Origin of the sequence: Bacillus sp. NPDC057893 (assembly GCF_042796455.1) — a bacterium.
Classification (GTDB): Bacteria; Bacillota; Bacilli; order Bacillales; family Bacillaceae_G; genus Bacillus_A.
Genome location: NZ_JBHVNG010000006.1, coordinates 22,313 through 45,601 on the forward strand (window position 1 = coordinate 22,313; position 23,289 = coordinate 45,601).

Annotated in this window: 21 protein-coding genes and 1 riboswitch; of the genes, 16 read left to right on the forward strand and 5 right to left on the reverse strand. The window is 36.8% G+C overall.

The genetic code is table 11. The features are described from left to right. Positions 1–25 precede the first annotated feature (25 nt). Together ACFVQC_RS22655 and pruA are read left to right on the forward strand one after the other, a co-directional pair. On the forward strand, positions 26–796 hold the full coding sequence (locus ACFVQC_RS22655; protein ID WP_377895372.1) for a TSUP family transporter: 771 nt from the start codon (positions 26–28) through the stop codon (positions 794–796). A 154-nt stretch (positions 797–950) separates the two neighbouring features. Beyond that, positions 951–2,498, forward strand: coding sequence for an L-glutamate gamma-semialdehyde dehydrogenase (gene pruA / locus ACFVQC_RS22660; protein ID WP_002151484.1), 1,548 nt, complete (start codon positions 951–953; stop codon positions 2,496–2,498). 313 nt (positions 2,499–2,811) lie between these two features. On the opposite strand, the gene ACFVQC_RS22665 is transcribed toward pruA, so the two are convergent. Beyond that, a complete protein-coding gene (locus ACFVQC_RS22665) occupies positions 2,812–3,381 on the reverse strand; it encodes a cysteine hydrolase family protein (RefSeq protein ID WP_377899336.1) in 570 nt (189 codons plus the stop codon). Between the two features lie 218 nt (positions 3,382–3,599). Then, positions 3,600–3,704: riboswitch (SAM riboswitch) on the forward strand. Positions 3,705–3,830: 126 nt separating this feature from the next. On the opposite strand from ACFVQC_RS22665, the gene ACFVQC_RS22670 reads away from it, so the two are divergent. Genes ACFVQC_RS22670 through ACFVQC_RS22680 form a run of 3 tightly spaced genes read left to right on the forward strand, consistent with a single transcriptional unit; the run spans position 3,831 to position 6,381 of the window. Then, complete coding sequence (locus tag ACFVQC_RS22670; protein ID WP_377899337.1) at positions 3,831–4,850, forward strand: methionine ABC transporter ATP-binding protein; 1,020 nt, start codon at positions 3,831–3,833, stop codon at positions 4,848–4,850. Continuing rightward, entirely contained in the window at positions 4,840–5,505 is a 666-nt protein-coding gene (locus tag ACFVQC_RS22675) for a methionine ABC transporter permease (RefSeq protein WP_002159487.1), read from the forward strand. Before ACFVQC_RS22670 ends, ACFVQC_RS22675 begins: the two co-directional genes overlap by 11 nt. 21 nt (positions 5,506–5,526) lie before the next feature. Continuing rightward, positions 5,527–6,381 carry a MetQ/NlpA family ABC transporter substrate-binding protein gene (locus ACFVQC_RS22680; protein WP_002063568.1) on the forward strand — a complete coding sequence of 285 codons (855 nt, stop codon included), beginning with the start codon at positions 5,527–5,529 and terminating at the stop codon, positions 6,379–6,381. 174 nt (positions 6,382–6,555) lie between these two features. Here ACFVQC_RS22680 and ACFVQC_RS22685 read toward each other — a convergent pair whose 3' ends face one another. From ACFVQC_RS22685 to ACFVQC_RS22695, 3 genes are all read right to left on the reverse strand, one after another. Then, positions 6,556–6,747 carry a DUF3926 domain-containing protein gene (locus ACFVQC_RS22685; protein ID WP_377899339.1) on the reverse strand — a complete coding sequence of 64 codons (192 nt, stop codon included), beginning with the start codon at positions 6,745–6,747 and terminating at the stop codon, positions 6,556–6,558. Beyond that, positions 6,740–7,921: an ArsA family ATPase gene (locus ACFVQC_RS22690; protein ID WP_377899341.1), complete on the reverse strand. Its 1,182-nt coding sequence runs from the start codon at positions 7,919–7,921 to the stop codon at positions 6,740–6,742. Before ACFVQC_RS22690 ends, ACFVQC_RS22685 begins: the two co-directional genes overlap by 8 nt. A gap of 228 nt (positions 7,922–8,149) precedes the next feature. Continuing rightward, the gene (locus tag ACFVQC_RS22695; protein ID WP_377899342.1) at positions 8,150–8,632 is read right to left on the reverse strand and encodes a MarR family winged helix-turn-helix transcriptional regulator; all 483 of its coding nucleotides are present in this window, start codon (positions 8,630–8,632) and stop codon (positions 8,150–8,152) included. A 232-nt stretch (positions 8,633–8,864) separates the two neighbouring features. Here ACFVQC_RS22695 and ACFVQC_RS22700 point away from each other — a divergent pair, with 232 nt between their 5' ends. From ACFVQC_RS22700 to ACFVQC_RS22750, 11 genes are all read left to right on the forward strand, one after another. Then, positions 8,865–9,101, forward strand: a complete 237-nt coding sequence (locus ACFVQC_RS22700) for a YiaA/YiaB family inner membrane protein (protein ID WP_001254393.1) — start codon at positions 8,865–8,867, stop codon at positions 9,099–9,101. 141 nt (positions 9,102–9,242) lie between these two features. Beyond that, positions 9,243–9,533, forward strand: coding sequence for an Asp-tRNA(Asn)/Glu-tRNA(Gln) amidotransferase subunit GatC (gene gatC / locus ACFVQC_RS22705; protein WP_002151494.1), 291 nt, complete (start codon positions 9,243–9,245; stop codon positions 9,531–9,533). Positions 9,534–9,547: 14 nt separating this feature from the next. Continuing rightward, on the forward strand, positions 9,548–11,005 hold the full coding sequence (gene gatA, locus ACFVQC_RS22710) for an Asp-tRNA(Asn)/Glu-tRNA(Gln) amidotransferase subunit GatA (RefSeq protein ID WP_002151496.1): 1,458 nt from the start codon (positions 9,548–9,550) through the stop codon (positions 11,003–11,005). 14 nt (positions 11,006–11,019) lie between these two features. After that, entirely contained in the window at positions 11,020–12,447 is a 1,428-nt protein-coding gene (gene gatB / locus ACFVQC_RS22715) for an Asp-tRNA(Asn)/Glu-tRNA(Gln) amidotransferase subunit GatB (protein ID WP_002151501.1), read from the forward strand. A gap of 665 nt (positions 12,448–13,112) precedes the next feature. Then, on the forward strand, positions 13,113–14,018 hold the full coding sequence (locus tag ACFVQC_RS22720) for a diacylglycerol kinase (RefSeq protein ID WP_105586222.1): 906 nt from the start codon (positions 13,113–13,115) through the stop codon (positions 14,016–14,018). Between the two features lie 907 nt (positions 14,019–14,925). After that, complete coding sequence (locus ACFVQC_RS22725; protein WP_377899343.1) at positions 14,926–16,056, forward strand: RNA-guided endonuclease InsQ/TnpB family protein; 1,131 nt, start codon at positions 14,926–14,928, stop codon at positions 16,054–16,056. 147 nt (positions 16,057–16,203) lie between these two features. Beyond that, a complete protein-coding gene (locus tag ACFVQC_RS22730) occupies positions 16,204–16,950 on the forward strand; it encodes an HAD family hydrolase (RefSeq protein ID WP_131232534.1) in 747 nt (248 codons plus the stop codon). A gap of 154 nt (positions 16,951–17,104) precedes the next feature. Further along, positions 17,105–18,469, forward strand: coding sequence for a 4-aminobutyrate--2-oxoglutarate transaminase (gene gabT / locus ACFVQC_RS22735; protein WP_207621865.1), 1,365 nt, complete (start codon positions 17,105–17,107; stop codon positions 18,467–18,469). Between the two features lie 306 nt (positions 18,470–18,775). Continuing rightward, complete coding sequence (locus ACFVQC_RS22740) at positions 18,776–20,143, forward strand: sigma-54 interaction domain-containing protein (RefSeq protein WP_002113523.1); 1,368 nt, start codon at positions 18,776–18,778, stop codon at positions 20,141–20,143. Beyond that, positions 20,136–21,587 (forward strand): NADP-dependent succinate-semialdehyde dehydrogenase, encoded by a 1,452-nt coding sequence (gabD, locus tag ACFVQC_RS22745; protein ID WP_377899344.1) that lies wholly within the window; start codon positions 20,136–20,138, stop codon positions 21,585–21,587. The genes ACFVQC_RS22740 and gabD overlap by 8 nt, the downstream gene beginning before the upstream one ends. A gap of 47 nt (positions 21,588–21,634) precedes the next feature. Continuing rightward, positions 21,635–21,958 carry a DMT family transporter gene (locus tag ACFVQC_RS22750; RefSeq protein ID WP_000263259.1) on the forward strand — a complete coding sequence of 108 codons (324 nt, stop codon included), beginning with the start codon at positions 21,635–21,637 and terminating at the stop codon, positions 21,956–21,958. A 40-nt stretch (positions 21,959–21,998) separates the two neighbouring features. Here ACFVQC_RS22750 and ACFVQC_RS22755 read toward each other — a convergent pair whose 3' ends face one another. Beyond that, positions 21,999–23,228, reverse strand: coding sequence for an aminopeptidase (locus ACFVQC_RS22755; RefSeq protein WP_002169285.1), 1,230 nt, complete (start codon positions 23,226–23,228; stop codon positions 21,999–22,001). Positions 23,229–23,289: the final 61 nt, after the last annotated feature.

Sequence of the window (23,289 nt, forward strand, 5' to 3'; positions counted from 1 at the left end):
AAATAAAGGGGTAAGGGGCAAAGTCATGGAAGAACTAAGCTTTCAAGTCATTATTTTATTAATTGCATTCGGGTTTTTAGCGGCTTTCATTGATTCGGTTGTTGGAGGGGGAGGGTTAATTTCGCTTCCTGCACTTATGTTTGTTGGTTTATCACCAGCTTCGGCAATCGCAACGAATAAATTAGCTGCAACGATGGGGACGCTTACGAGTACAATTTATTTTATTCGATCAGGCAAGGTGGATTTTCGGATTGTAGGAAAGTTAATCCCGTTAACTATTATTGGAGCAGTCGCAGGCGCTTTAGTAGTAAAGTTTATTCCACCTGATATTTTGCGTCCATTAGTGCTCGTAATGTTGGTTTTTATTGCTATTTATATTATTGCGAAAAAAGATTGGGGAAGTGCATCTACCTATAAAAAGATGACAAAAGGGAAAACATTAATGTTTTTCTTTGTTATTTTAATGATAGGGTTTTATGATGGATTTTTTGGACCAGGGACAGGATCCTTTTTAATTTTTGCATTTTTATTAATTGGTTTGGATTTTATTCAAGCGGCAGCATCTGGAAAACTTTTGAACTTCGTTAGTAATATCGTATCTTTAATTACTTTTTTATTTTTAGATGTGATTCATTTTGAATACGGTATAATTATGGGATTATCAATGATTTTAGGTGCGTATTTCGGATCGAAGTTTGCGGTTCAAAAAGGTGTTGGATATGTAAGGACTTTATTTTTGTTAGTTACTATTTTATTAATCGGGAAAAATGTTTTGGAATATACTCATATTTTTTAGATTCATACGTATGTATGAATCTCTTTTTTTTTATTATATTTTAAAAATTTATTAATTTTTAAAATATAAGTCTAGGAATATTTGAATAAATCTAAATTATCGTGTAGAATAATGTTGTAAAATGTAAACGTTTTTCTAAGGGGAGGCTAAAAAAATGGTAGTAGCATACAAACATGAGCCATTTACAGATTTTTCAGTAGAGGCTAACAAATTAGCGTTTGAAGAGGGTTTAAAGAAAGTAGAATCTTATCTTGGACAAGACTATCCATTAATTATCGGGGGAGAAAAAATCACTACAGAAGACAAAATTGTTTCTGTAAACCCTGCAAATAAAGAGGAACTTGTTGGTCGCGTTTCAAAAGCAAGCCGTGAATTAGCTGAAAAAGCAATGCAAGTAGCGGATGCAACATTCCAAACTTGGAGAAAGTCAAAACCAGAAATGCGTGCAGACATTTTATTCCGTGCTGCAGCAATCGTTCGTCGTAGAAAACATGAGTTCTCTGCTATTCTTGTAAAAGAAGCAGGTAAACCATGGAATGAGGCAGATGCTGATACAGCAGAAGCAATCGACTTTATGGAATATTATGCTCGTCAAATGTTGAAATTAAAAGACGGTATGCCAGTAGAAAGCCGTCCAATTGAATATAATCGTTTCTCTTACATTCCATTAGGAGTAGGTGTTATCATTTCTCCTTGGAATTTCCCATTCGCAATTATGGCAGGTATGACAACAGCTGCTTTAGTTTCTGGTAACACAGTATTACTAAAACCAGCTAGTACAACTCCTGTAGTAGCAGCGAAATTTATGGAAGTATTAGAAGAAGCTGGTTTACCAGCTGGCGTAGTAAACTTCGTTCCAGGTAATGGTTCTGAAGTTGGTGATTACTTAGTAGATCACCCTCGTACACGTTTCGTTAGCTTCACTGGATCTCGTGATGTAGGTATTCGTATTTACGAACGTGCAGCAAAAGTAAACCCAGGACAAATTTGGTTAAAACGTGTTATCGCTGAAATGGGCGGTAAAGATACAATCGTTGTTGATAAAGAAGCAGATCTTGAATTAGCAGCTAAATCTATCGTTGCATCAGCATTCGGATTCTCAGGACAAAAATGTTCTGCATGTTCTCGTGCAGTAATCCATGAAGATGTATATGATCACGTATTAAATCGTGCTGTTGAATTAACAAAAGAATTAACAGTAGGTAACCCAGATGCAAAAGATATCAACATGGGACCTGTTAATGACCAAGCTGCATTCGATAAAGTAATGAGCTATGTTGCAATTGGTAAAGAAGAAGGTAAAATCGTATCAGGTGGCGAAGGAGACGATTCTACAGGCTGGTTCATCCAACCAACAATCGTTGCTGACGTTGCAGAAGATGCTCGTTTAATGAAAGAAGAAATCTTCGGACCAGTAGTAGCATTCTGTAAAGCAAAAGACTTTGATCATGCACTTGCAATTGCAAACAATACAGAATACGGTTTAACGGGAGCAGTTGTTACTAACAACCGTGACCATATTGAAAAAGCACGTGAAGACTTCCACGTTGGTAACTTATACTTCAACCGTGGATGTACTGGTGCAATCGTAGGTTACCAACCATTCGGTGGCTTTAACATGTCTGGTACAGACTCTAAAGCTGGTGGCCCTGATTACTTAGCACTTCACATGCAAGCAAAAACTACTTCTGAAACTTTATAAGGAATAGTAGAAGAGATCTTCACAGTTTGTGAAGATCTCTTTTTTTTTGAGAAATTCTCTATAATAGAAGCTAGTTAATTTGAATTGAGAAATAGTTACCAAATATTACTATGTATTCTTTAGAATTAGTTAAACCCTATTAATATCGGGATAAACATGAAAATAGAAACAAAACAACGAGAAAAATTGACTTATTAGTCATATTTTTTAGTATTCATTTTGAGGATTTCCTGTATAATACAATTTGAAAGAAAATCTATGGTTAGACAAAAAAACACTCCTTTCGGCTTTGCTCACTGAACGGAGTGTTTTTTTAGGTCGTTAAAAATTCTTCTGTACTCATTACATTTGCATACACTCCATTTAAACTCGCCAAAATTGTATTATGAATATAAACAGCTGGTATAGTAGCATTCTTAAAGGAAAGATTTTTTGTAGCACAAGCATCATGTATAACGGTACAACGAAAACCAAAATCAAATGCAGCCCTTACGGTAGCATCAATACACATATGAGTCATCATCCCGCATATGACGACGTGCTCAATATCTAAACGTTGTAATTGCTCTAGAAGATTAGTTTCTCGGAAGCTATTTGGATAATGTTTGAGTATAACAGTTTCTTCTCTAAGCGGACGGACATTCTCGTGAATATGGACACCTTCTGTATTGGGTAGGAAAAAAGTAGCGCTATCTTTTATAGCTACATGTTGGATATGAAAAATAGGTTCGTTGTTCACTCTAAAGTGTTGTAGTAGCTGATCAGCATATTCACTTGCTTCTACTGGATTACGTAATTCCATCTTGCCATTTGGAAAATAATCATTTTGAATATCGACGAGCAGAAGGGCTGTTTTCATATATTTATCTTCCTCCGAATTCATATTGAAATACTGTTATTCAATTAGTAGAGAAGATTCTCCTCTTTAAAAGTATGAGTGAGGAGGATTTTACATAACTATAAAAATTACTATTGTATTGTGATTTTTTATTTAAAAATTTAAATAGAGAAATGATTAATATTTTTTCTAAAAATTGTATTGACTCTCATTATTCTGAGTTCTATAATAAGACTTAATTAAACGACAATTTAATCGATACACTCTTATCCAGAGAGGTGGAGGGACTGGCCCTACGATACCTCAGCAACGGATTTTTTAATACCGTGCTAACTCCAGCAAGCCTATAAAGGCTTGGAAGATGAGAAGATGTGAATGAGTACATATAAAAGTGCTCTCCTTCTTATCTTTTATTACTGATAAGAAGGAGAGCACTTTTTGTTTTACCTCGAAAGCTCTACTTCAAGTTTTTACAGCATATAGGAGGGAAGAAAATGATTTCTTTTGACAATGTAAGTAAAGTATATGAATCAGGTGGGCAATCTGTTCCTGCGGTGGAGGATGTAACGCTATCAGTTGAAAAGGGAGAAATTTTTGGCATTATCGGATTTAGTGGTGCTGGAAAGAGTACGTTATTACGCTTAGTAAATATGTTAGAAAGACCAACTGCAGGAACAATTTCAATAGATGATAAAGAAATTACATCATTATCGGCGAAAGAGTTACGGAAACTAAGACAAAGAATTGGGATGATTTTTCAAAGCTTTAATCTATTTAATTCAAGAACAGTGTTTGGGAACATTGCTTATCCATTAAGGTTAGCGAAATTGCCGAAGAATGAGATAAAAGAAAGAGTGAATGAACTACTAAAGTTTGTTGGTTTAGAAGATAAAGCGAACTATTATCCAGAACAGTTATCAGGTGGACAAAAGCAGCGCGTTGGGATTGCAAGAGCACTTGCGACATCACCGGATATTCTCATATGTGATGAGGCAACATCAGCTTTAGATCCAGAAACAACGACAGAGATTTTGAACTTATTAAAGAAAGTAAATAGAGAGTACAATTTAACGATTCTACTTATTACACACGAAATGCATGTTGTGAAGGAAATTTGTCATCGTGTAGCTGTTATGGAGAAGGGAAAAGTTATTGAAGAAGGAAAACTGTTTGATGTTTTCACACAACCAAAAACAAAGACAACTCAAAATTTTGTACGCTCTGTTATTAATGATCACTTACCAGAAAGTGTTCTAGCGAAAATTCAAAAAGGAGGTCAGATTTATCGCCTGACTTTTACTGGGGAAGAGACAGGGCAGCCTGTACTATCATATATTGCGAAAAATTATAACGTCGATGTAAATGTTCTTTACGGAAATATTATTGAACTCCAAAATGTGCTATTTGGAAATCTTCTTGTAGAACTACAAGGTGAACAGAAAGAAATTCAAAAAGCATTACAACATCTAAGACTGCAAGTGCAGCTGAAGGAGGTAGAAGCTCATGCGAGTTGATTGGAGTATATTTTGGCCTCGCATATTAGATGCGACAGGGGATACCCTCTTAATGGTAATTGTAACCCTTATATTCGCTACAATTCTTGGTATACCCCTAGGTTTACTTTTATATGTAACGAGAAAAGGAAACTTTTTAGAAAATAAATGGGTCTTTTCTATTCTTAATATCGTAATTAATACAATTCGTCCGGTTCCATTCATTATCTTTTTAGTAGCTCTAAGTCCGATAACAAGAAGTGTTATCGGAACGACGATTGGAACGGCAGCAGCAATCTTCCCAATGACGTTAGTTGCATCAATTGGTATTGCTAGAATGGTTGAAACAAATCTTGTTTCTGTTCCGAAAGGGGTAATTGAAGCAGCACAAGCAATGGGCGCTTCACCACTTAGAATTGTTTTTGAAATCCTAGTGCCAGAAGCTTTAGCACCATTAATCTTAGGTGTCACGTTTATGACAGTTGGTTTAATTGAATTTTCTGCAGTTGCTGGGCTTGTCGGTGGTGGCGGTCTTGGTGACTTAGCAATGACATATGGTTATCAACGCTTTGATACGTCAGTTATGTTCGTAACGGTCGTTTTACTTATTATTCTTGTACAGGTAGCTCAAAATTTAGGAAACTACTTTGCGAAAGTCTTTTTACGCAGATCATAAAAAGGAAGAGGGGAAAAGAAAATGAAGAAAATTTTAGCATTTGCATTATCAGCGATTGTAGGAATTACAGCCTTAAGCGGCTGCTCAGGTGGAGACACAGGTGCAGGGGCGAAAGAGAAAGTAGTTCGCGTCGGTGTAACTGGAACAGATGGAGACGCTTGGGAAATTTTAAAGAAAAAAGCTGAAAAAGAAGGGATTAAAATTAAACTAGTTGAGTTCTCTGATTACACAACGCCAAATAAAGCGTTAGCTGATGGAGATATTGAACTAAACTCATTTCAGCATATTGCTTTCTTAGAGCAATTTAAGAAGGAGCATAAGTTAGATATTACAGCTGTTGGTACAACACAAATTGCACCGATGGGCTTATACTCTGAAAAATATAAGAAAGCAAATGAAATCCCAGATGGTTCAGAAATTGCTATTCCGAATGATCCAACGAACCAAGCGCGCGCATTAAAACTTCTTGATGCAGCTGGATTATTAAAGCTTAAGAAAGATTTTGGTTTATTTGGAGATCCAAGCGGCATTGCTGAAAATCCGAAGAAGTTAAAAATTACACCGGTTATCGCACAGCAAACACCTCGTGTATTAAAAGATGTAGCAGCTTCAGTTATTAATAACGGTGTTGCTGGTCAAGCTGGATTAGATCCAGCGAAGGATCCTATTTTCTTAGAAGATCCAAAGAATGAAAATGCAAAGGCCTATATTAATATTTTCGCAGCTCGTACGAAAGACAAAGATGATCCAACACTGAAAAAAGTAATTGAATTATACCATTCAAAAGAAGTAACAGATGCAGTTAAGAAAGAAACAAATGGTGGTTCCATTTCAGTAGATCTTTCACTAGATGAGCTTGCAAAAATCGTAAAATAATTATCGGGTTTAACGACTAACAGTAGGAACCCCTCCGCTGTTAGCTCGTTCAACATATAATCTACTTAACAAACAAAACCCTAATTCTGTACCTTCCAATTTTGTATAACATAGAAATCCAATGTTTGTTAAGTAGAGTGATAGACCAGGAGTTTTCCTGGTCTTTTTTTATGATTATTCAATTATGATACTTTTTAAATTACCTTCAGGATGTGGTGGTTCTTCCGCATAAGAGGAGAGCTCCTCCTGTAAAATATTTAGCGCTTGTTTAGCGTGTTGCTGAATTGGATTCGGTAGCTCTTCTAATATACGCATACCGACCTTTATTTTTGTACGAATTACCTTTCTTAGTAGTTCATCATGCATGTACTACACCTCCAAACCGAATGTTTAGTACATCATCTTCAAACTTAGCTCCTTGAATAGAAAGGTGGGTTAATGTTTTTGGCAAGGTGATATTTCGCTTCGCAGAACCGGTTCGAATAATAAGTTCATCACCTTTTTGATTTAATGAAAGTTCACCTTTGTTTGAGAAGGGAATGGACAGAACGAAAATATATTCATCGCCATCTTTTTTGACATATTGTGTGCGACCGTTAAATTTCACCTCAGTAGGACAAGGATCAGTTTTGAATAAAGCATTTCCTACACGCTCTAGCATAGGCAAACCAACAACTTCTTGTTCAAACATCGGAGCTTCGTAAATAGGAAGTGGCTGAAAACTATCTTGAATTAATATTTTATATTTCTTTTGTGTATCTTTCCATGCCTGAAAATAAGGATCGGTGACAGTGTTAGGGATGACGCGGTTAATCATAATGGCATCTACGTTATAATCGTATAAGTTTAAATAAGTAAAACTACGCTGAGCTTCTTTAATGACCATTTTTTCAGGATTCACAACAACGCGAATACTCGTTACTTCTCGGTTTGATAAAATATCTCTCATTTCTCCAAGTTGTTCAAGCGTATTCGTTAATTCGTCCATAATATCATCGGTTGGAAGGGGGACACCAAGAAGTGGTTGAGCTACAGGACGAACAACTTTTAAAATCTTTCTTTTAATAGGAAAGAGTTTTTCCATCCACCAGCCGAGCATGTCTGGAAAGCTGAGCATTGCTAAAGTTTCTCCGGTCGGTGCACAATCAATGATGATGACATCGTATGTGTTTTGTTTATAATAATCTAGTACTCGAAGTAAGCTAATTAAATCTTCCATACCAGGGAACATCGTTAATTCTTCTGTCGTAATATCATCAGCTGCTTTGGAAGTGAAGAGTAGTGTAATATATTTCTGCAATTTTCCCCAGCCTTTTTCCATTTCATAAATAGTATTAATTTCTTGTGCCCACAAGTTTTCGCGAATTTCTAGTGGTTCAGAAGATAACTTTATACCGAATGAATCTCCTAAACTATGAGCGGGATCTGTGCTCATTACTAATGTTTTTAATCCTTGTTTTGCACTTTGGATTGCTGTTGCTGCTGAAATGCTAGTTTTTCCTACGCCGCCTTTACCCGTATACAAAATAATTCTCATCATTCTATCCCCTTTGTTTCGAGTATCGAATATTACGAGTTACGAAATATTTAATTGAATAAAAACCCAGCTAGGGTTTTATCCCGCATTAACGGGCAGTAAGACTCCCGCCTCAAAGTTCGGCTGGAGCAAAGAAATTAGGTGGGAGTCGGGCTGCCCGTAAACGCCCGATTGGTGCGGGCTGATAATCAGTGAGGGATGAGCAAAACCCCCACTGATTAAAGTTTCATTTTATTCAATCGGAATGTTTTTCATTTTAGGTGTAGAAACCTTTTCTTCTGTTTTTTGCTGTGACGTAGCAATGTGATTCATGATCTTTTGGAAGATTTGTAGTAAGAATGCTTTTTCTTCTTCTGACAATGCTTCCGTCACTAGGCTAAAGTAATGGGCCGCATTTTGTTTCACTTCTTGAACGAGCAGTACGCCGTTTTCTGTTAAACGAATTAATACAATGCGTCGATCGCTTTCATCACGGTAGCGTTCAATATATCCCTTTTTTACAAGGCGATTTACAACGCCTGTCGTTGTACTCATCGGTATATCAAGAAGATCAGCGATTTTTGTCATTGTAATATCTGTATTTCGCTCCATCCAAAGTAAACAAAATACTTCTGTCTTGGAAAGTGTTAAATCAAGGCTTACCCATTCTTCAGGATAGAAAAGTTTCTTGGCGTTATCTAGCAGTAAGTCTAAAAAATGTTCATATTGCAACAATTATTTCCACTCCCGTATATTTCGAGGTTCGTAATATTTGTTTTTATTTTATGTGGAATTGAAATAAATGTCAATGATTTTAACTGTTTTTTCAGATTAGGAAGAAAATAATCTTCAAAATAGCAATTTTTTGTGATAGATTAATAAATAGAAAAAAGAAGATTTACATAAAAATCCATCATGGTAAATATATTTATCTATAATGGATGTGCAGCTAACGAGGGGGAGAACGATGAGGAGAAGAAATACGCAAGCGTTCACGTTTTTAGCATGGACTTCATTTGTTTGTGCGCTTTCAGGGATGCTAATTGGGATTTACACGTTAGATGAAACGCTTAGTGTAAAAGGGTACTATTTAATCGGAACATTATTTTTAACGATGTCTTGTTTTGTATTGCAAAAAACAATTCGTGATAATGAGGAAGATAATGAAAGATTTCCAAAAAATAAACCGTTAGATAAAGAGTAAATTGTAAAGAAAGGCATTTGCCTTTCTTTTTTTGTGTAAAAATACTGTAAGTGCCGTGTGTTGACTTGCTTGAAGTACTGAAAATTTGGTATCATCAATAGTATTGTAGATTGAACGATATATTATGGAGGTGGCCTAGCCGTGTCAAGAATTTCCGTTGAGAATGTAAAGCACGTAGCACATTTAGCACGTCTTGCAATTACTGATCAAGAAGCTGAAAAATTTCAAAAACAACTAGATGCAATTGTTACATTTGCAGAACAGTTAAATGAATTAGATACAACAGATGTAAAACCAACAACTCATGTATTAGCTATGAAAAATGTTATGCGTGAAGATGTACCAGAAAAAGGTTTACCAGTAGAAGAAGTATTAAAAAATGCACCGGATCACAAAGATAATCAAATCCGTGTTCCAGCAGTATTAGAATAGAGGAGGGAATTTCGATGTCATTATTTGATCATTCGGTATCAGAGTTACATAAGAAATTAAACAACAAAGAAATTTCCGTTACGGATTTAGTAGAAGAATCTTACAAACGTATTGCGGATGTTGAAGATAACGTAAAAGCTTTTCTTACATTAGATGAAGAAAATGCACGCGCGAAAGCGAAAGAATTAGATGCTAAGATTGGTGCTGAAGATAATGGTTTATTATTCGGTATGCCAATCGGTGTAAAAGATAACATTGTAACTAACGGTCTTCGTACTACTTGTGCGAGCAAAATGTTAGCAAACTTCGATCCAATTTATGATGCGACAGTTGTGCAAAAGTTAAAAGCAGCTGACACAGTTACAATCGGTAAATTAAATATGGACGAGTTCGCAATGGGTTCTTCAAATGAAAATTCAGGCTTCTACGCTACAAAAAATCCATGGAACTTAGATTACGTTCCAGGCGGATCTAGTGGTGGTTCTGCAGCAGCAGTAGCAGCAGGAGAAGTATTATTCTCTCTAGGTTCTGATACGGGTGGTTCTATCCGTCAGCCAGCTGCATATTGCGGCGTTGTAGGCTTAAAACCAACTTACGGACGCGTATCTCGTTACGGATTAGTAGCATTCGCATCTTCACTTGACCAAATCGGACCGATTACACGTACAGTAGAAGACAATGCATACTTATTACAAGCTATTTCAGGTATTGACCGTATGGATGCAACTTCTGCAAACGTTGAAGTAGGAAACTACTTAGCTGGTTTAACAGGCGATGTTAAAGGTTTACGTATTGCTGTACCGAAAGAATACTTAGGCGAAGGTGTTGGCGAAGAAGCTCGTGAGTCAGTACTAGCTGCTTTAAAAGTGTTAGAAGGTATGGGCGCAACTTGGGAGGAAGTATCTCTTCCGCACTCTAAATACGCTCTAGCAACGTATTACTTATTATCTTCTTCTGAAGCATCTGCTAACCTTTCACGCTTTGATGGCGTACGTTACGGTGTTCGTTCTGATAATGTAAATAATATATTAGACCTTTACAAAAACACACGTAGCGAAGGTTTCGGTGATGAAGTAAAACGTCGTATTATGCTTGGTACATTTGCGCTTAGCTCTGGTTACTATGATGCATATTACAAAAAAGCACAACAAGTACGTACATTAATTAAGAACGACTTTGAAAATGTATTTGCTAACTACGATGTTATTATTGGACCAACAACGCCAACTCCGGCATTTAAAGTGGGCGAAAAAGTGGACGATCCAATGACAATGTATGCAAATGACATTTTAACAATTCCAGTAAACTTAGCGGGTGTTCCAGCGATTTCTGTTCCATGTGGATTCGGTGCTAACAACATGCCACTTGGTTTACAAATCATTGGTAAACACTTCGATGAAGCGACAATTTACCGCGTTGCACATGCGTTTGAGCAAGCAACTGACTATCATACAAAAAAAGCAAGTTTGTAAGGAGGCGAGCATAGATGAATTTAGAAACAATTATTGGTTTAGAGCTTCACGTTGAGTTAAAAACAAATTCGAAAATTTTCTCTGCGAGTCCAACAGAATTCGGAGCGGAGCCAAATACACAAACAAGTGTAATTGACTTAGGATACCCAGGGGTACTTCCTACTTTAAATAAGGAAGCAGTTAACTTTGCAATGAAAGCTGCAATGGCATTAAACTGTGAAATCGCAACGGAAACGAAGTTCGACCGTAAAAACTATTTCTACCCAGATAATCCGAAAGCTTACCAAATCTCTCAATTTGATAAGCCAATTGGTGAAAATGGTTGGATTGAAATCGAAGTAGACGGTAAAAAGAAACGTATCGGTATTACACGTCTTCATTTAGAAGAAGATGCTGGTAAATCAACGCATACAGCTGAAGGTTCATTAGTAGACTACAACCGTCAAGGTATGCCTTTAATCGAGATCGTATCTGAGCCAGATATGCGTACTCCAGAAGAAGCATATGCGTACTTAGAGAAGTTAAAATCAATCATTCAATATACAGGTGTATCTGATTGTAAGATGGAAGAAGGTTCTCTTCGTTGTGATGCGAATATTTCACTTCGTCCAGTTGGACAAGAGAAGTTCGGTACAAAAGCAGAACTGAAAAACTTAAACTCTTTCAATTACGTGCAAAAAGGTCTTGAGCATGAGCAAGTGCGCCAAGAGAAAGAATTATTATCTGGTGGTATCATCCAACAAGAAACACGTCGTTATGATGAAGCAACGAAGAAAACAATCTTAATGCGCATAAAAGAAGGATCTGACGATTACCGTTACTTCCCAGAGCCAGATTTAGTTGAACTTTACATCGATGATGAGTGGAAAGAAGAAATTCGTGCTTCTATTCCAGAACTTCCAGATGCACGTAAAGCTCGCTACGTTGCAGAAATTGGCTTACCAGCTTATGATGCACACGTGTTAACATTGACGAAAGAGATGTCTGATTTCTTCGAAGCAACTGTTGCAGACGGTGCTGATGCGAAATTAACATCAAACTGGTTAATGGGTGAAGTACTTGCATACTTAAACAAACAACAAAAAGAATTAAAAGACGTTGCATTAACGCCTGCTGGTTTATCTAAAATGGTTCAATTAATTGAAAAAGGTACAATTTCTTCTAAAATCGCGAAGAAAGTATTTAATGAATTAATTGAAAAAGGTGGAGATCCAGAAGAAATCGTTAAAGCGAAAGGTCTTGTTCAAATTTCTGACGAAGGAACACTTCGTAAAGTTGTAACAGAAATTCTTGATAATAATGAGCAATCTATTGAAGACTTTAAAAACGGTAAAGACCGTGCAATTGGCTTCTTAGTTGGTCAAATTATGAAAGCTACAAAAGGACAAGCAAATCCACCGCTTGTTAACAAAATCTTACTTGAAGAGATTAATAAGCGCTAAAAATAAGAGCGGAATTCTTATTTTTGAACGCTAACATAGTATAGATTCTTAAAGATTAAACAGAAAAAACACCCGTATTTGGGTGTTTTTTCTGAGTTAATCAAACGTTTGTTTAAATGGTGAAAAATAATTTAAACAAACGTTTGATTAACTGTCAAAAGTGAAAAAATGTTTGTATAGCAACTATGGTATGATAGTTGCAAAAAGGTGGGAATAATGATAAATCTAGACATAGAGAGTTTTTTCATCTCATGAAATAATAGATAATTATTATTCATTATATGTAAATTGATGTGAGAGAATGGATAGACATAAAGTGAAACTTTAGTCAGTGGGGGTTTTGTTCATCCCCCCACTGATTATTAGCCTTCACCAATTGGGCATTTACGGGCAGTTGATCTCCAACCTAACTTCTTTGCCCCAGCCGAATTTTGAGGTGGGAGTTTTACTGCCCGCAAATAGCGGGATAAATTTCTTGGTTAAATAAAGCAAAACCATCATGAGTGAATATTTACTTTTGATGGGCTACACGAATCGGGTTCTTACTGCCTGTTTGAGCGGAATTAAAGAAGGATAGGAAGATGAGAGGAGGTAGGCATAGGGATACTGAATAAGGGTTCGGTGTATTCGTTTTTCAATGAATAAGGAATTTCCTGTGCTAATAAATGATGAAGCGAGCAAGAATTATTTATAATCCTACTTCTGGGCGCGAGCTATTTAAGAAGAGCTTACCAGAAGTATTACAAAAATTAGAACAAGCTGGATATGAAGCGTCTTGTCATGCGACAACTGGTCCTGGAGATGCGACTGTGGCAGCGAGGCAAGCTGCTGATCGTAAGTTTGATGTTGTTATCGCAGCTGGTGGTGATGGTACATTAAATGAAGTAGTGAACGGTTTAGTAGGACATGAGCATCGTCCAAAGTTTGGTATTATTCCAGTTGGAACGACAAATGATTTTGCGCGTGCGATCGGTGTACCTCGTGCTATTGAAGAGGCTGCGGATATTATTTGTGAAGGAACAACGGTACCGTTAGATCTTGGTAGAGCGAACGATACATATTTCATTAATATCGCTGGTGGCGGCCGTATTACAGAATTAACATATGAAGTACCAAGCAAGCTAAAAACGGTATTAGGCCAACTTGCTTACTATTTAAAAGGAATCGAAATGTTACCATCATTACATCCAACATATGTTGAAATTGAGTATGATGGGAAACTGCTACAAGAAGAAATTACGATGTTTTTAATTACGAATACTCGTTCAGTTGGTGGATTCGAAAAAGTAGCACCATATGCATCTATTAACGATGGATTATTTGATTTATTAGTACTGAAAAAAGGTTCTATCGCTGATTTAATTAAAGCAGCAACACAAGCGCAGCGTGGGGAACATATTAACAATCCAAAAGTGCTATATACACAAGCGAATCGTATTAAAGTTCATTCCCCTGATAAATTAATGATCAACTTAGATGGTGAATATGGCGGAGACGCACCAATGGAATTTGAAAATATATATCATTGTCTGGAACTATTTGTTCCTGAACATCAAGAGGATGCCCTTTAAAGGCATCCTTTTTTGCTTTTCCCCAGCACTCCCATCTTAAAATTCGGCTGAAGCAAAGAAGTTAGGTTGGAGATCAACTGCTCGTAAAAGCCTCTGTTGATTAAAGTTTCACTTTATACAGCTGAATTGTAAATTGGAAGTTAGTTTGATTTTTATGGTATTTTTACAATTTGTTTATTTTATGTACATACTTTATTGATACACTGGAGGAGATAAGAAATGAGAGGTAGGGTAATTAACTGTTACGATTTATTTAACCAATTATAACTAAAGTTAATTAAATATATCAGCAAGCCCTGCTAGTCAAGTGATTGGCTAGTAGTGAGGGTTAACTGCGGGCAATCCCTAAAGCTGATTGAACTACAACGTGGCTAGAAATAGTGAGCGTGAATGTCGCGAAAGCAGAAAAAATCAATCAGATGGTGCAAGGTTAAATCCTAAACACTAGAACAATGGGTCTTCCGCCTCGAATCATCTAAGTCAAAATGGATAAGATGAACGTTCAACGACTATCTCGTATAACTGACGAGAGTACATCACAAGCCTATGGTGGTGGAAAAATCCTCTATCTCTAAGTAGATAAACATATAGTCTGCGCTCATGTGAAAACATGAGAAGTTCATAAGAGAACTGGCTAAGGAATTGCGCCCTTAGTTGAACAAGATAAATTTTATTGAATCTATCAAACTTCATTGAATATATCGAATGTATGTGCTGTTGTGGGTTCAATGAGGTGAGAATAATAATGAAATTTTCACGAGTTAGTCAAGTATCGGAATTAACAGGTTTGTATCCTATTAGTCTTAGGAGAATGCTGGTGGAACACGCTACTATTCAGAAGAACCAATCTTTCATTATCTGAAAGGTGAGTGCCCGAATAATCGCACAGTAAAGGAGTTAAATTCTGATGATATTGGCGAAGAAAGTCAGACTGATTCCAACGCCTGAACAAGAAAAAGTGCTTAGAAACCATGCTGGCGCTGCAAGATTCGCTTATAACTATTGTAAAAGAATGAGTGATAGATACTATAAGCTATTTGGAAAATCTGTTTCACAGTTAGCTTTACAGAAACGATTTACAAAGATCAAGAAGCGAAAGAGATATGAGTGGTTAAATGACATCAACGCACAAGTTCCCAAACAGGCTTCAAAAGATTTTGACAAGGCGAGAAAAAATTCGTTCCAAAAGTACAAAAATGGTTATCACACTTCTTATAAATCCAAAAAAGATTTAATTCAAGGATTTTATGCCAATTATGAAAGACTGATTATTGGAAAGAAAGTAGTTGATATTCAGTCTATTGGAGAAGTGAAAACAAGCCAACAACTACCAAGGAACAAAAAACCATCAAATCCAAGAGTTACATTTGATGGTCGTCACTGGTGGATTAGTGTAGGATTCCAAGAAGACTTTGAATCACAAGAACTAACCAATGAGTCGATTGGTGTGGATGTTGGTTTAAAAGAGCTGTTTGTAGCTTCTAATGGTACGAAAGAACGAAATATAAACAAAGATGCCAAGGTTAAAAAACTTTTGAAAAGGAAAAAGTCAGCGCAAAGAGATATGTCTAGGAGATTTACAAAAGGTGTGAAAATTCAATCCGCAGGATATGAAAAAGCAAAAACCGAACACCTTCGGTTGTCTAGGAAAATTACGAATATCCGAAATAACCATATCCATCAAGCAACAGCTAAATTGGTGAAAACCAAACCAATGAGGATTGTTGTGGAAGACTTACCTATCTCAAACCTGTTAAAAAACAAAAAACTATCGAAAGCATTTTCATTTCAAAAATTACACTTCTTCTTTCAATGTTTATCATACAAGTGTGAGAAGTACGGCATTGAATATGTAAAAGCTGATAAATGGTTCGCTTCAAGCAAGATTTGCTCATGTTGCGGAGTAAAATACGACCATTCAATTCAACCAGAAGGACAGTGGAGTTTAAAAATACGTGAGTGGCGTTGTGTTCCATGCAATAGCCATCACGATAGAGATTTAAATGCTTCGATAAATTTATCAAGATGGGTAAAATAAATGCTTGATAATAGGAGGTAACGATACTGCCTCGTGTGGAGTGTTATACCCCTCGTCCCTTCGGGGTTGCGAGAACACGATGAAGCACTAACTTGTGTAAATTTGATTGAATTGTATAGATTTAGTTAAGTTTATCGTATCGGTGCTATGGAGAAGGTAAAAGCAATACTATTTGATAAAGATGGGACATTAATGGATTTTCACTCAATTTGGATAAAAGTAGCTGAAGAGCTTGTAGCGGAATGGATAAAATTATATCAACTTCCAGAATCAATGCAGCAGGCTTTATTAAAAGAAATCGGTGTGGAGGGGACATTTGTTCACCCACGTAGCGCATTAGCGGCTGGAACAAGCCTTGATGTAGCAAAGGGGCTTTGTAAGTATATTGCGTCATGTAAGGAAGAGGAGATGCATGAGTGGGTAAGTGAAAAGTTATTTTCACTTATGTACGAGCATCGTTCACATATGAGAATGACGGCAGATTTACCGAAAGTTTTACAAGCGTTAAAGGATAGAGGATTTATTCTAGGTGTCGTTACAGCTGATGATTTCGCGCCGACAGAATTATTTTTAAAGCAATATCAATTGGAAGATTTTTTTGATTGTGTTATAGCTTCAGATACATTTCCAGCACAGAAGCCAGATAAAAAAATTGTAGAATCGTTTTGTGAGAGATTTAATTTAGAGACATGTGAAGTAGCGGTCGTCGGGGATACACCGACGGATTTACATTTAGCGAAAAATGGTGGCGACTGCTATGCAATTGGCGTACTATCTGGTACGGGTGATCGTCAAACGTTAGAACCACTTGCAGATTTAGTATTACAATCTGTTGAAGATTTAATTTCTCATACAGGTGAGTTTATTTGGAAACAAGGAAAGTCTAATGTATGAATTGATAAGTCTATAAGGACTCTATATGAGTCTTTATAGACTTATTTTTTATGACGAGATATTTAGAGAATGGGATGAATACTAGAAATGGGGAGTTGGCACACATCTTGCAATATAAAGAGAAAACATTGTATAAAAAAGGATGGGGTACACAATGAACACAAAAAAATTTGCTAAAGTAAATGAACAAATTCCAGGGCCGAAAGCAGCGTCTTTATTAGAACGCCGCCAAAATATAGTACCAAAAGGAGTAAGTAATGGTATTCCAACATTTGTACAGTCTGCAAATGGTGCACTCGTAACAGATGTGGATGGAAACCAGTATATTGATTTCGCAGGAGCAATCGGGACAATTAATGTAGGACATTGTCATCCTACTGTTAAAGAAGCGCTTCATAAACAAGTAGATCAATATATTCACACTGGTTTTAATGTGATGATGTATGAGCCATATATTGAATTGGCAGAAAAACTGGCAGCATTAGCGCCAGGTAATTTCGATAAACAAGTGCTGTTTTTAAACAGTGGGGCAGAAGCGGTTGAAAATGCAGTGAAGATTGCTCGTAAATATACGAAGAGACCTGGAATTATCGCATTTTCTAAAGGATTTCATGGGCGTACATTAATGACAATGACGATGACAAGTAAAGTAAAACCATATAAATTTGGATTTGGCCCATTTGCTCCAGAAGTATATAAAGCGCCATTCCCATATGAATACCGTCGCCCAGAAGGGTTAACAGAAGAGCAGTATGATGACTTTATCATTGAAGAGTTTAAGAACTTCTTCATATCAGAAGTAGCACCAGAAACAATTGCAGCAGTTGTAATGGAACCTGTTCAAGGGGAAGGCGGATTTATCGTTCCAAGTAAGAAATTCGTTCAAGAAGTACGCAGCATTTGTTCAGAGCACGGTATTTTATTTGTAGCTGATGAAATTCAAACAGGCTTTAGTCGTACTGGAAAATACTTTGCAATTGATCATTATGATGTCGTTCCAGACTTAATTACGGTATCTAAATCATTAGGTGCTGGTGTACCGATAAGTGGCGTGATTGGGCGTAAAGAAATTATGAATGAGTCTGCACCGGGAGAACTGGGCGGAACATATGCAGGAAGCCCACTAGGATGTGCGGCTGCATTAGCTGTGCTTGATGTAATAGAAAAAGAGAAATTAAATGATAGAGCGATAGAAGTAGGGAAAGTCGTAATGAACCGATTCAAAGAGATGAAAAACAAATATAATTGCATCGGTGATGTGCGCGGCTTAGGGGCAATGTGTGCATTCGAGCTCGTTCAAGATCGCAAGACGAAAGCGCCTGATAAAACATTAGCGTCTAATTTATGTGCAGAAGCAAATAAGCATGGATTACTTCTACTATCAGCAGGAACATATGGAAATGTTATTCGTGTTTTAATGCCATTAGTGATTACAGATGAGCAACTTGAGGAAGGTTTAACAATAATTGAAGAATCATTGCAAGCTTGTTATGAGCAAGCAAATATCGCTCGTGTATAAAGAATTGGAATAACTTAAAAAAGGGAATAAAACCTTTCTTTTTAGGCGGAAGAGAGCATCTGTCCATGCATAGAATCGGTTAGCACCTTTTCCTGCCCCATGCCAAGCTAAAACAAAGTGAGGGTGTGGTTGCGATGGTATTCTGTATTTTTCAAGGCAGCGAATTATGTGTTGAAAAATATAAATAGATTTGTATAAATAACAAATTGAAAACATTCTAGCTTACTCTATATAAAATGCAGAAAATTCACTTTATAATAAAGGTAGTGAAGTGAATCGATGGATTTAAAGTAAGGGGTGGCTAGGATGGTTGCAGAAAAGGAACGAATGTTGATGGATTTACAAGATGTATTTGAATATGCATTTGACGAAATTTTTGTTACGGATGATAAAGGAATTGTTGTACGTGTAAATAGCATGTGTGAAAGACATTACCAGCTCTCTGCTAAGGAATTAGTAGGAAAGCATGTAAAAGAACTACAAAAAGAAGGGATTTTTTATCCGTCTGCAACGTTAGAAGTAATTGAAAAGAAAAGGCCAGTTGAACTTGTTCAAACAACGAAATCAGGAGAGTATTTGCATGTTCGTACAAGGCCTGTTTTTGATGATGAGGGAAATTTAAGAAGAGTGATTAGTTATTCTCGTGATCTTACAGAACTCTATCAATTACGTCAAAAGGTAGAGGAAATGGATAATCAGTTAAAAACATATAAAAAAGAATTAAGAGAAACATATGAACACGAAGGACTTATTTTTAAAAGTATCGCTATGCAAAAAATAATCGAAACAATAAAAAAAGTATCAGTAGTAGATAGTACTGTTCTCGTATTAGGTGAGACTGGAGTGGGGAAAAGCCGATTAGTACGCCATTTGCATGAAGTGAGTCACCGGAAGAATGAAAGTTTCTATGAAATTAATTGTGCGGCATTGCCGACGAATTTAATCGAATCTGAGCTTTTTGGATATTCAGGTGGGTCTTTTACAGGTGCAAATCGTGAAGGGAAAAAGGGGCTATTAGAATCAGCGCATAAAGGAACTCTTTTCTTAGATGAAATTGGTGAAATGCCGCTTGAAATTCAAGCGAAGCTTTTGCAAGTATTGCAAGAAAAAACGTTTCGTCCTATAGGCGGAAGAGAATTAAAAAAGGTGGACGTTAGAATTGTAGCGGCAACAAATAGAGATTTAAGTACGATGGTGAAACAAGGAACATTCCGGAAAGATTTATACTATCGTCTGAATGTCATTCCAATTTCAATTCCACCACTTCGGGAGAGAACAGAAGACATTTTGCCGCTCATCTATCATTATTTACAGCATTTTAATAAAAAGTACGGACGTGATGTAAAGTTAGCTCCTAGTACGTTACAAATGTTTGTAGGGTACCCTTGGGAAGGAAATAATAGAGAGATTGAAAATGTAATTGAACGAATTGTTATCACTGCAGATGATTTTGTAATGGTAGAAGATTTGCCACTATCTATGCAAGAGGCCACAGTTGAACAATCCGGACAAAGTCTTTATAGAATGCTGGAAGAGGTAGAAAGAAATATTATTCTTAAAGCGTATAAAACGTATGGATCAAGTTATAAAGTGGCTGAGTTTTTACAAATAAGTCAATCTGCTGCCACTAGGAAGATTAAGAAGTTCATAGAGGAGGAAGAAAACATTGGATAAAAAAGCGACGTTCGTAAACTTAGATAAAAAAGCGATGTATATAAATGGTGAGTGGATTACACTGCAAGAACAAATCGAAGTGAATAATCCAGCGACAAAGGAAGTATTTGCAACTGTACCAAAGGGCGGGATTACAGAGGCAAAGCAAGCAGTTGATGCTGCACATGAGGCTTTTAAATTATGGTCAAAATTAACGGCAGCGGATCGCGCAGTAAAGTTAAAAAAATGGTTCACGCTCATTGATGAAAATAAAGAAGAAATTGCAGCAATCATGACGAGAGAGCAAGGGAAGCCGTTTGCAGAAGCACTTGGTGAAGTGAATTATGCAAATAGTTTTGTTGAATGGTACGCAGAAGAAGGAAAGCGAATATACGGTGAAATGATTCCTGCTTCTCACCCGAATAAGCGTATTTTAGTTATGAAGCAACCAGTTGGAGTTATGGCAGCTATTACACCGTGGAACTTCCCAGCTGCTATGATTACGAGAAAGGTAGCTCCAGCACTTGCAGCAGGCTGTACGGCAGTTGTGAAACCAGCGAGTCAAACGCCATTAACTGCATTGAAGTTAGTTGAATTAGCACATGAAGCAGACATTCCAAAAGGTGTAATAAATATTGTAACAGGTAGTGCAAAAGCAATTGCTGATACGTGGATGGAAGATGAGCGCGTTCGAAAAGTTTCCTTTACAGGATCAACTGAAATTGGAAAAGAATTAATGGCTAGCGCTGCGCAAACGATGAAAAAGGTTTCGCTTGAATTAGGTGGTCACGCTCCATTTATTGTTATGAATGATGCTGATTTAGATAAGGCGGTAGAAGCGGTAATTGGTTCGAAATTCCGTAACGCAGGACAAACGTGTATATGTACAAACCGCGTCTTTGTTCAAGAAGAAGTGTACGAAGAATTTGCAGGAAAGTTCACAAAAGCTGTAGAGCAGCTTAAAGTTGGAGATGGATTCGGCGAAGGAACAACTGTAGGTCCACTTATTGATGCGAATGCAGTTTCGAAAGTACAAGAACATATTGAAGATGCAATTCAAAAGGGCGGAGAAGTTTTATACGGTGGCCATAAATTTGCAGAATTAGATGGTTATTTCATTCAGCCAACAGTAATTGGATTGGCAAATGACACGATGCTCTGTATGAATGAAGAAACATTTGGACCGGTTGCACCAGTTGCTAAATTTAAAACAGTTGAAGAAGTAATCGAGCGAGCAAATAATACACCATATGGCTTGGCTGCTTATATTTTCACAAAAGATATTAGCCAAGCATTCCAAATTAGTGAAGCGTTAGAGTACGGTATTATCGGTTTAAATGATGGACTTCCATCAGTTGCACAAGCACCGTTTGGTGGCTTTAAAGAAAGTGGTATCGGCCGCGAGGGAGGTCACTTCGGCATCGAGGAATATTTAGAAATTAAATATATTTCGTTAGGATTATAAGTAGTATACTAGAATCTTCATAAGCTAAAAAAGAAGGAGATTCTAGTATGGTATATTGGCTATTATTACTCGTAACAATTATTTTTGAAGTAGCTGGAACGATTGCAATGAAATTATCGAACGGTTTAACAAAGCTCGTTCCAAGTGTACTTATTTTCGTATTCTATGGAATTTGTTTCAGCGTGTTTGCTATCGTTGTTAAAAAGATTCATTTAAGCATTGCTTATGCAATTTGGTCTGGTGTGGGAACGCTACTTATTACAATCATTAGTGTGTACTTTTTTAAAGAGCATATTAATTTATTCCAAGCATTTTGTATTCTCTTTATTGTTTTAGGAGTAATTGGACTGAAAGTGTCATCGGCATCATAAAAGGCTATCTTCCGGCGTGGAAGATAGCCTTTTATTTTTATTAAAACGCCCAGTTACCTTTACGGAAGATCGGCTCATGTCTTCCATCAGCTGTAATGCCGTCGATATCAAGCTCAGCTGATCCAATCATGAAGTCTTCGTGTGTAATACTAGCGTTTGCGCCATTTTCAGCAAGTTCTTCTTTAGACATTGTTTTTCCGCCAATTAAGTTAAATGCATAAGCATTTCCGATTGCAAGGTGGCAAGATGCATTTTCATCAAATAGCGTATTGTAGAATAAAATATTTGTGTTTGAAATTGGTGAATCATGAGGTACTAAAGCTACTTCGCCTAAGAAGTGAGAACCTTCATCTGTTTCTACTAAATGTTTTAAAGCCTCTTCACCAGATTCAGCTTTATAGTCTACGATACGTCCGTTTTCAAATGTTAACGTAAAGTTGTCGATAATGTTACCTGCAAATGCTAACGGTTTTGTGCTAGACACTTGGCCGTTCACACCTGTTTTAAGTGGCATTGTAAATACCTCTTCAGTTGGAATGTTAGCCATAAATGCTACGTTCTTTTCATTTAAGCTACCAGCACCAGCCCATACATGCTTCTCTGGAAGTTCGATTGTTAAGTCTGTTCCAGGGCCTGTATAGTGAAGAGCTTTATAATGTTTTTCGTTTAAGTAATCTACTTTTGTATGTAGTGTTTCATCATGTTCTTTCCATGCTTCCACAGGATTTTCTAAATCAGCACGAGTAGCTTTGAAGATAGCATCCCATAGTTTTGTTTCTTGTTCTTCTGGCGCTACGTCAGGGAATACTTTTGCAGCCCATTCTTTCGTAGGAACAGAAATTACGCACCAGCTTACTTTATCTGCTTGTACATAATCACGGTATACTTTCATCGCTTCTCCAGCTACTTTATGAGCTGTTGCAATTTTCTTTGGTTCTACACCTTTTAATAGATCAGGATTCTCTGCATAGATGGACATAAATGCAGCGCCTTCTTTTGCTAATTCTTCACGAGCATGTGCTTTCCAAGAAGGGAATTCAGAGAAAGCTTCTTCAGGAGCTAGATCGAATTTTAAGCGTGTTAACGTCTCATCATTCCAATCCACATATACGTGTTTTGCACCAGATTTATATGCTTTTTCTGTAACGAGGCGTACAAACTGTACAGCCTCAAGAGGTGCACTAATTGATAAAGTTTGTCCGGGTTGAATATTAACACCAACATTGACTGCAAGGGCAGCATATTTCTCTAACGTTTGTTCAAATGACATATGTATAATCTCCTTTAGTTTGAAAGATTTCTTACTATATATAATACAAGAAAATTCAAAA

What these genes read in the sequence shown, in the direction of transcription:
- ACFVQC_RS22700 (WP_001254393.1), top strand. Translation starts at nt 8,865, where the DNA reads ATGAGGAGAAGAAATACGCAAGCGTTCACGTTTTTAGCATGGACTTCA.
- ACFVQC_RS22675 (WP_002159487.1), top strand. Translation starts at nt 4,840, where the DNA reads ATGCGAGTTGATTGGAGTATATTTTGGCCTCGCATATTAGATGCGACA.
- ACFVQC_RS22740 (WP_002113523.1), top strand. Translation starts at nt 18,776, where the DNA reads ATGGTTGCAGAAAAGGAACGAATGTTGATGGATTTACAAGATGTATTT.
- ACFVQC_RS22755 (WP_002169285.1), bottom strand. Translation starts at nt 23,228, where the DNA reads ATGTCATTTGAACAAACGTTAGAGAAATATGCTGCCCTTGCAGTCAAT.
- ACFVQC_RS22725 (WP_377899343.1), top strand. Translation starts at nt 14,926, where the DNA reads ATGATATTGGCGAAGAAAGTCAGACTGATTCCAACGCCTGAACAAGAA.
- ACFVQC_RS22670 (WP_377899337.1), top strand. Translation starts at nt 3,831, where the DNA reads ATGATTTCTTTTGACAATGTAAGTAAAGTATATGAATCAGGTGGGCAA.
- ACFVQC_RS22750 (WP_000263259.1), top strand. Translation starts at nt 21,635, where the DNA reads ATGGTATATTGGCTATTATTACTCGTAACAATTATTTTTGAAGTAGCT.
- ACFVQC_RS22690 (WP_377899341.1), bottom strand. Translation starts at nt 7,921, where the DNA reads ATGATGAGAATTATTTTGTATACGGGTAAAGGCGGCGTAGGAAAAACT.
- ACFVQC_RS22665 (WP_377899336.1), bottom strand. Translation starts at nt 3,381, where the DNA reads ATGAATTCGGAGGAAGATAAATATATGAAAACAGCCCTTCTGCTCGTC.
- ACFVQC_RS22685 (WP_377899339.1), bottom strand. Translation starts at nt 6,747, where the DNA reads ATGCATGATGAACTACTAAGAAAGGTAATTCGTACAAAAATAAAGGTC.
- ACFVQC_RS22730 (WP_131232534.1), top strand. Translation starts at nt 16,204, where the DNA reads ATGGAGAAGGTAAAAGCAATACTATTTGATAAAGATGGGACATTAATG.
- ACFVQC_RS22720 (WP_105586222.1), top strand. Translation starts at nt 13,113, where the DNA reads ATGATGAAGCGAGCAAGAATTATTTATAATCCTACTTCTGGGCGCGAG.
- gabT (WP_207621865.1), top strand. Translation starts at nt 17,105, where the DNA reads ATGAACACAAAAAAATTTGCTAAAGTAAATGAACAAATTCCAGGGCCG.
- gatB (WP_002151501.1), top strand. Translation starts at nt 11,020, where the DNA reads ATGAATTTAGAAACAATTATTGGTTTAGAGCTTCACGTTGAGTTAAAA.
- pruA (WP_002151484.1), top strand. Translation starts at nt 951, where the DNA reads ATGGTAGTAGCATACAAACATGAGCCATTTACAGATTTTTCAGTAGAG.
- gatA (WP_002151496.1), top strand. Translation starts at nt 9,548, where the DNA reads ATGTCATTATTTGATCATTCGGTATCAGAGTTACATAAGAAATTAAAC.
- ACFVQC_RS22655 (WP_377895372.1), top strand. Translation starts at nt 26, where the DNA reads ATGGAAGAACTAAGCTTTCAAGTCATTATTTTATTAATTGCATTCGGG.
- ACFVQC_RS22680 (WP_002063568.1), top strand. Translation starts at nt 5,527, where the DNA reads ATGAAGAAAATTTTAGCATTTGCATTATCAGCGATTGTAGGAATTACA.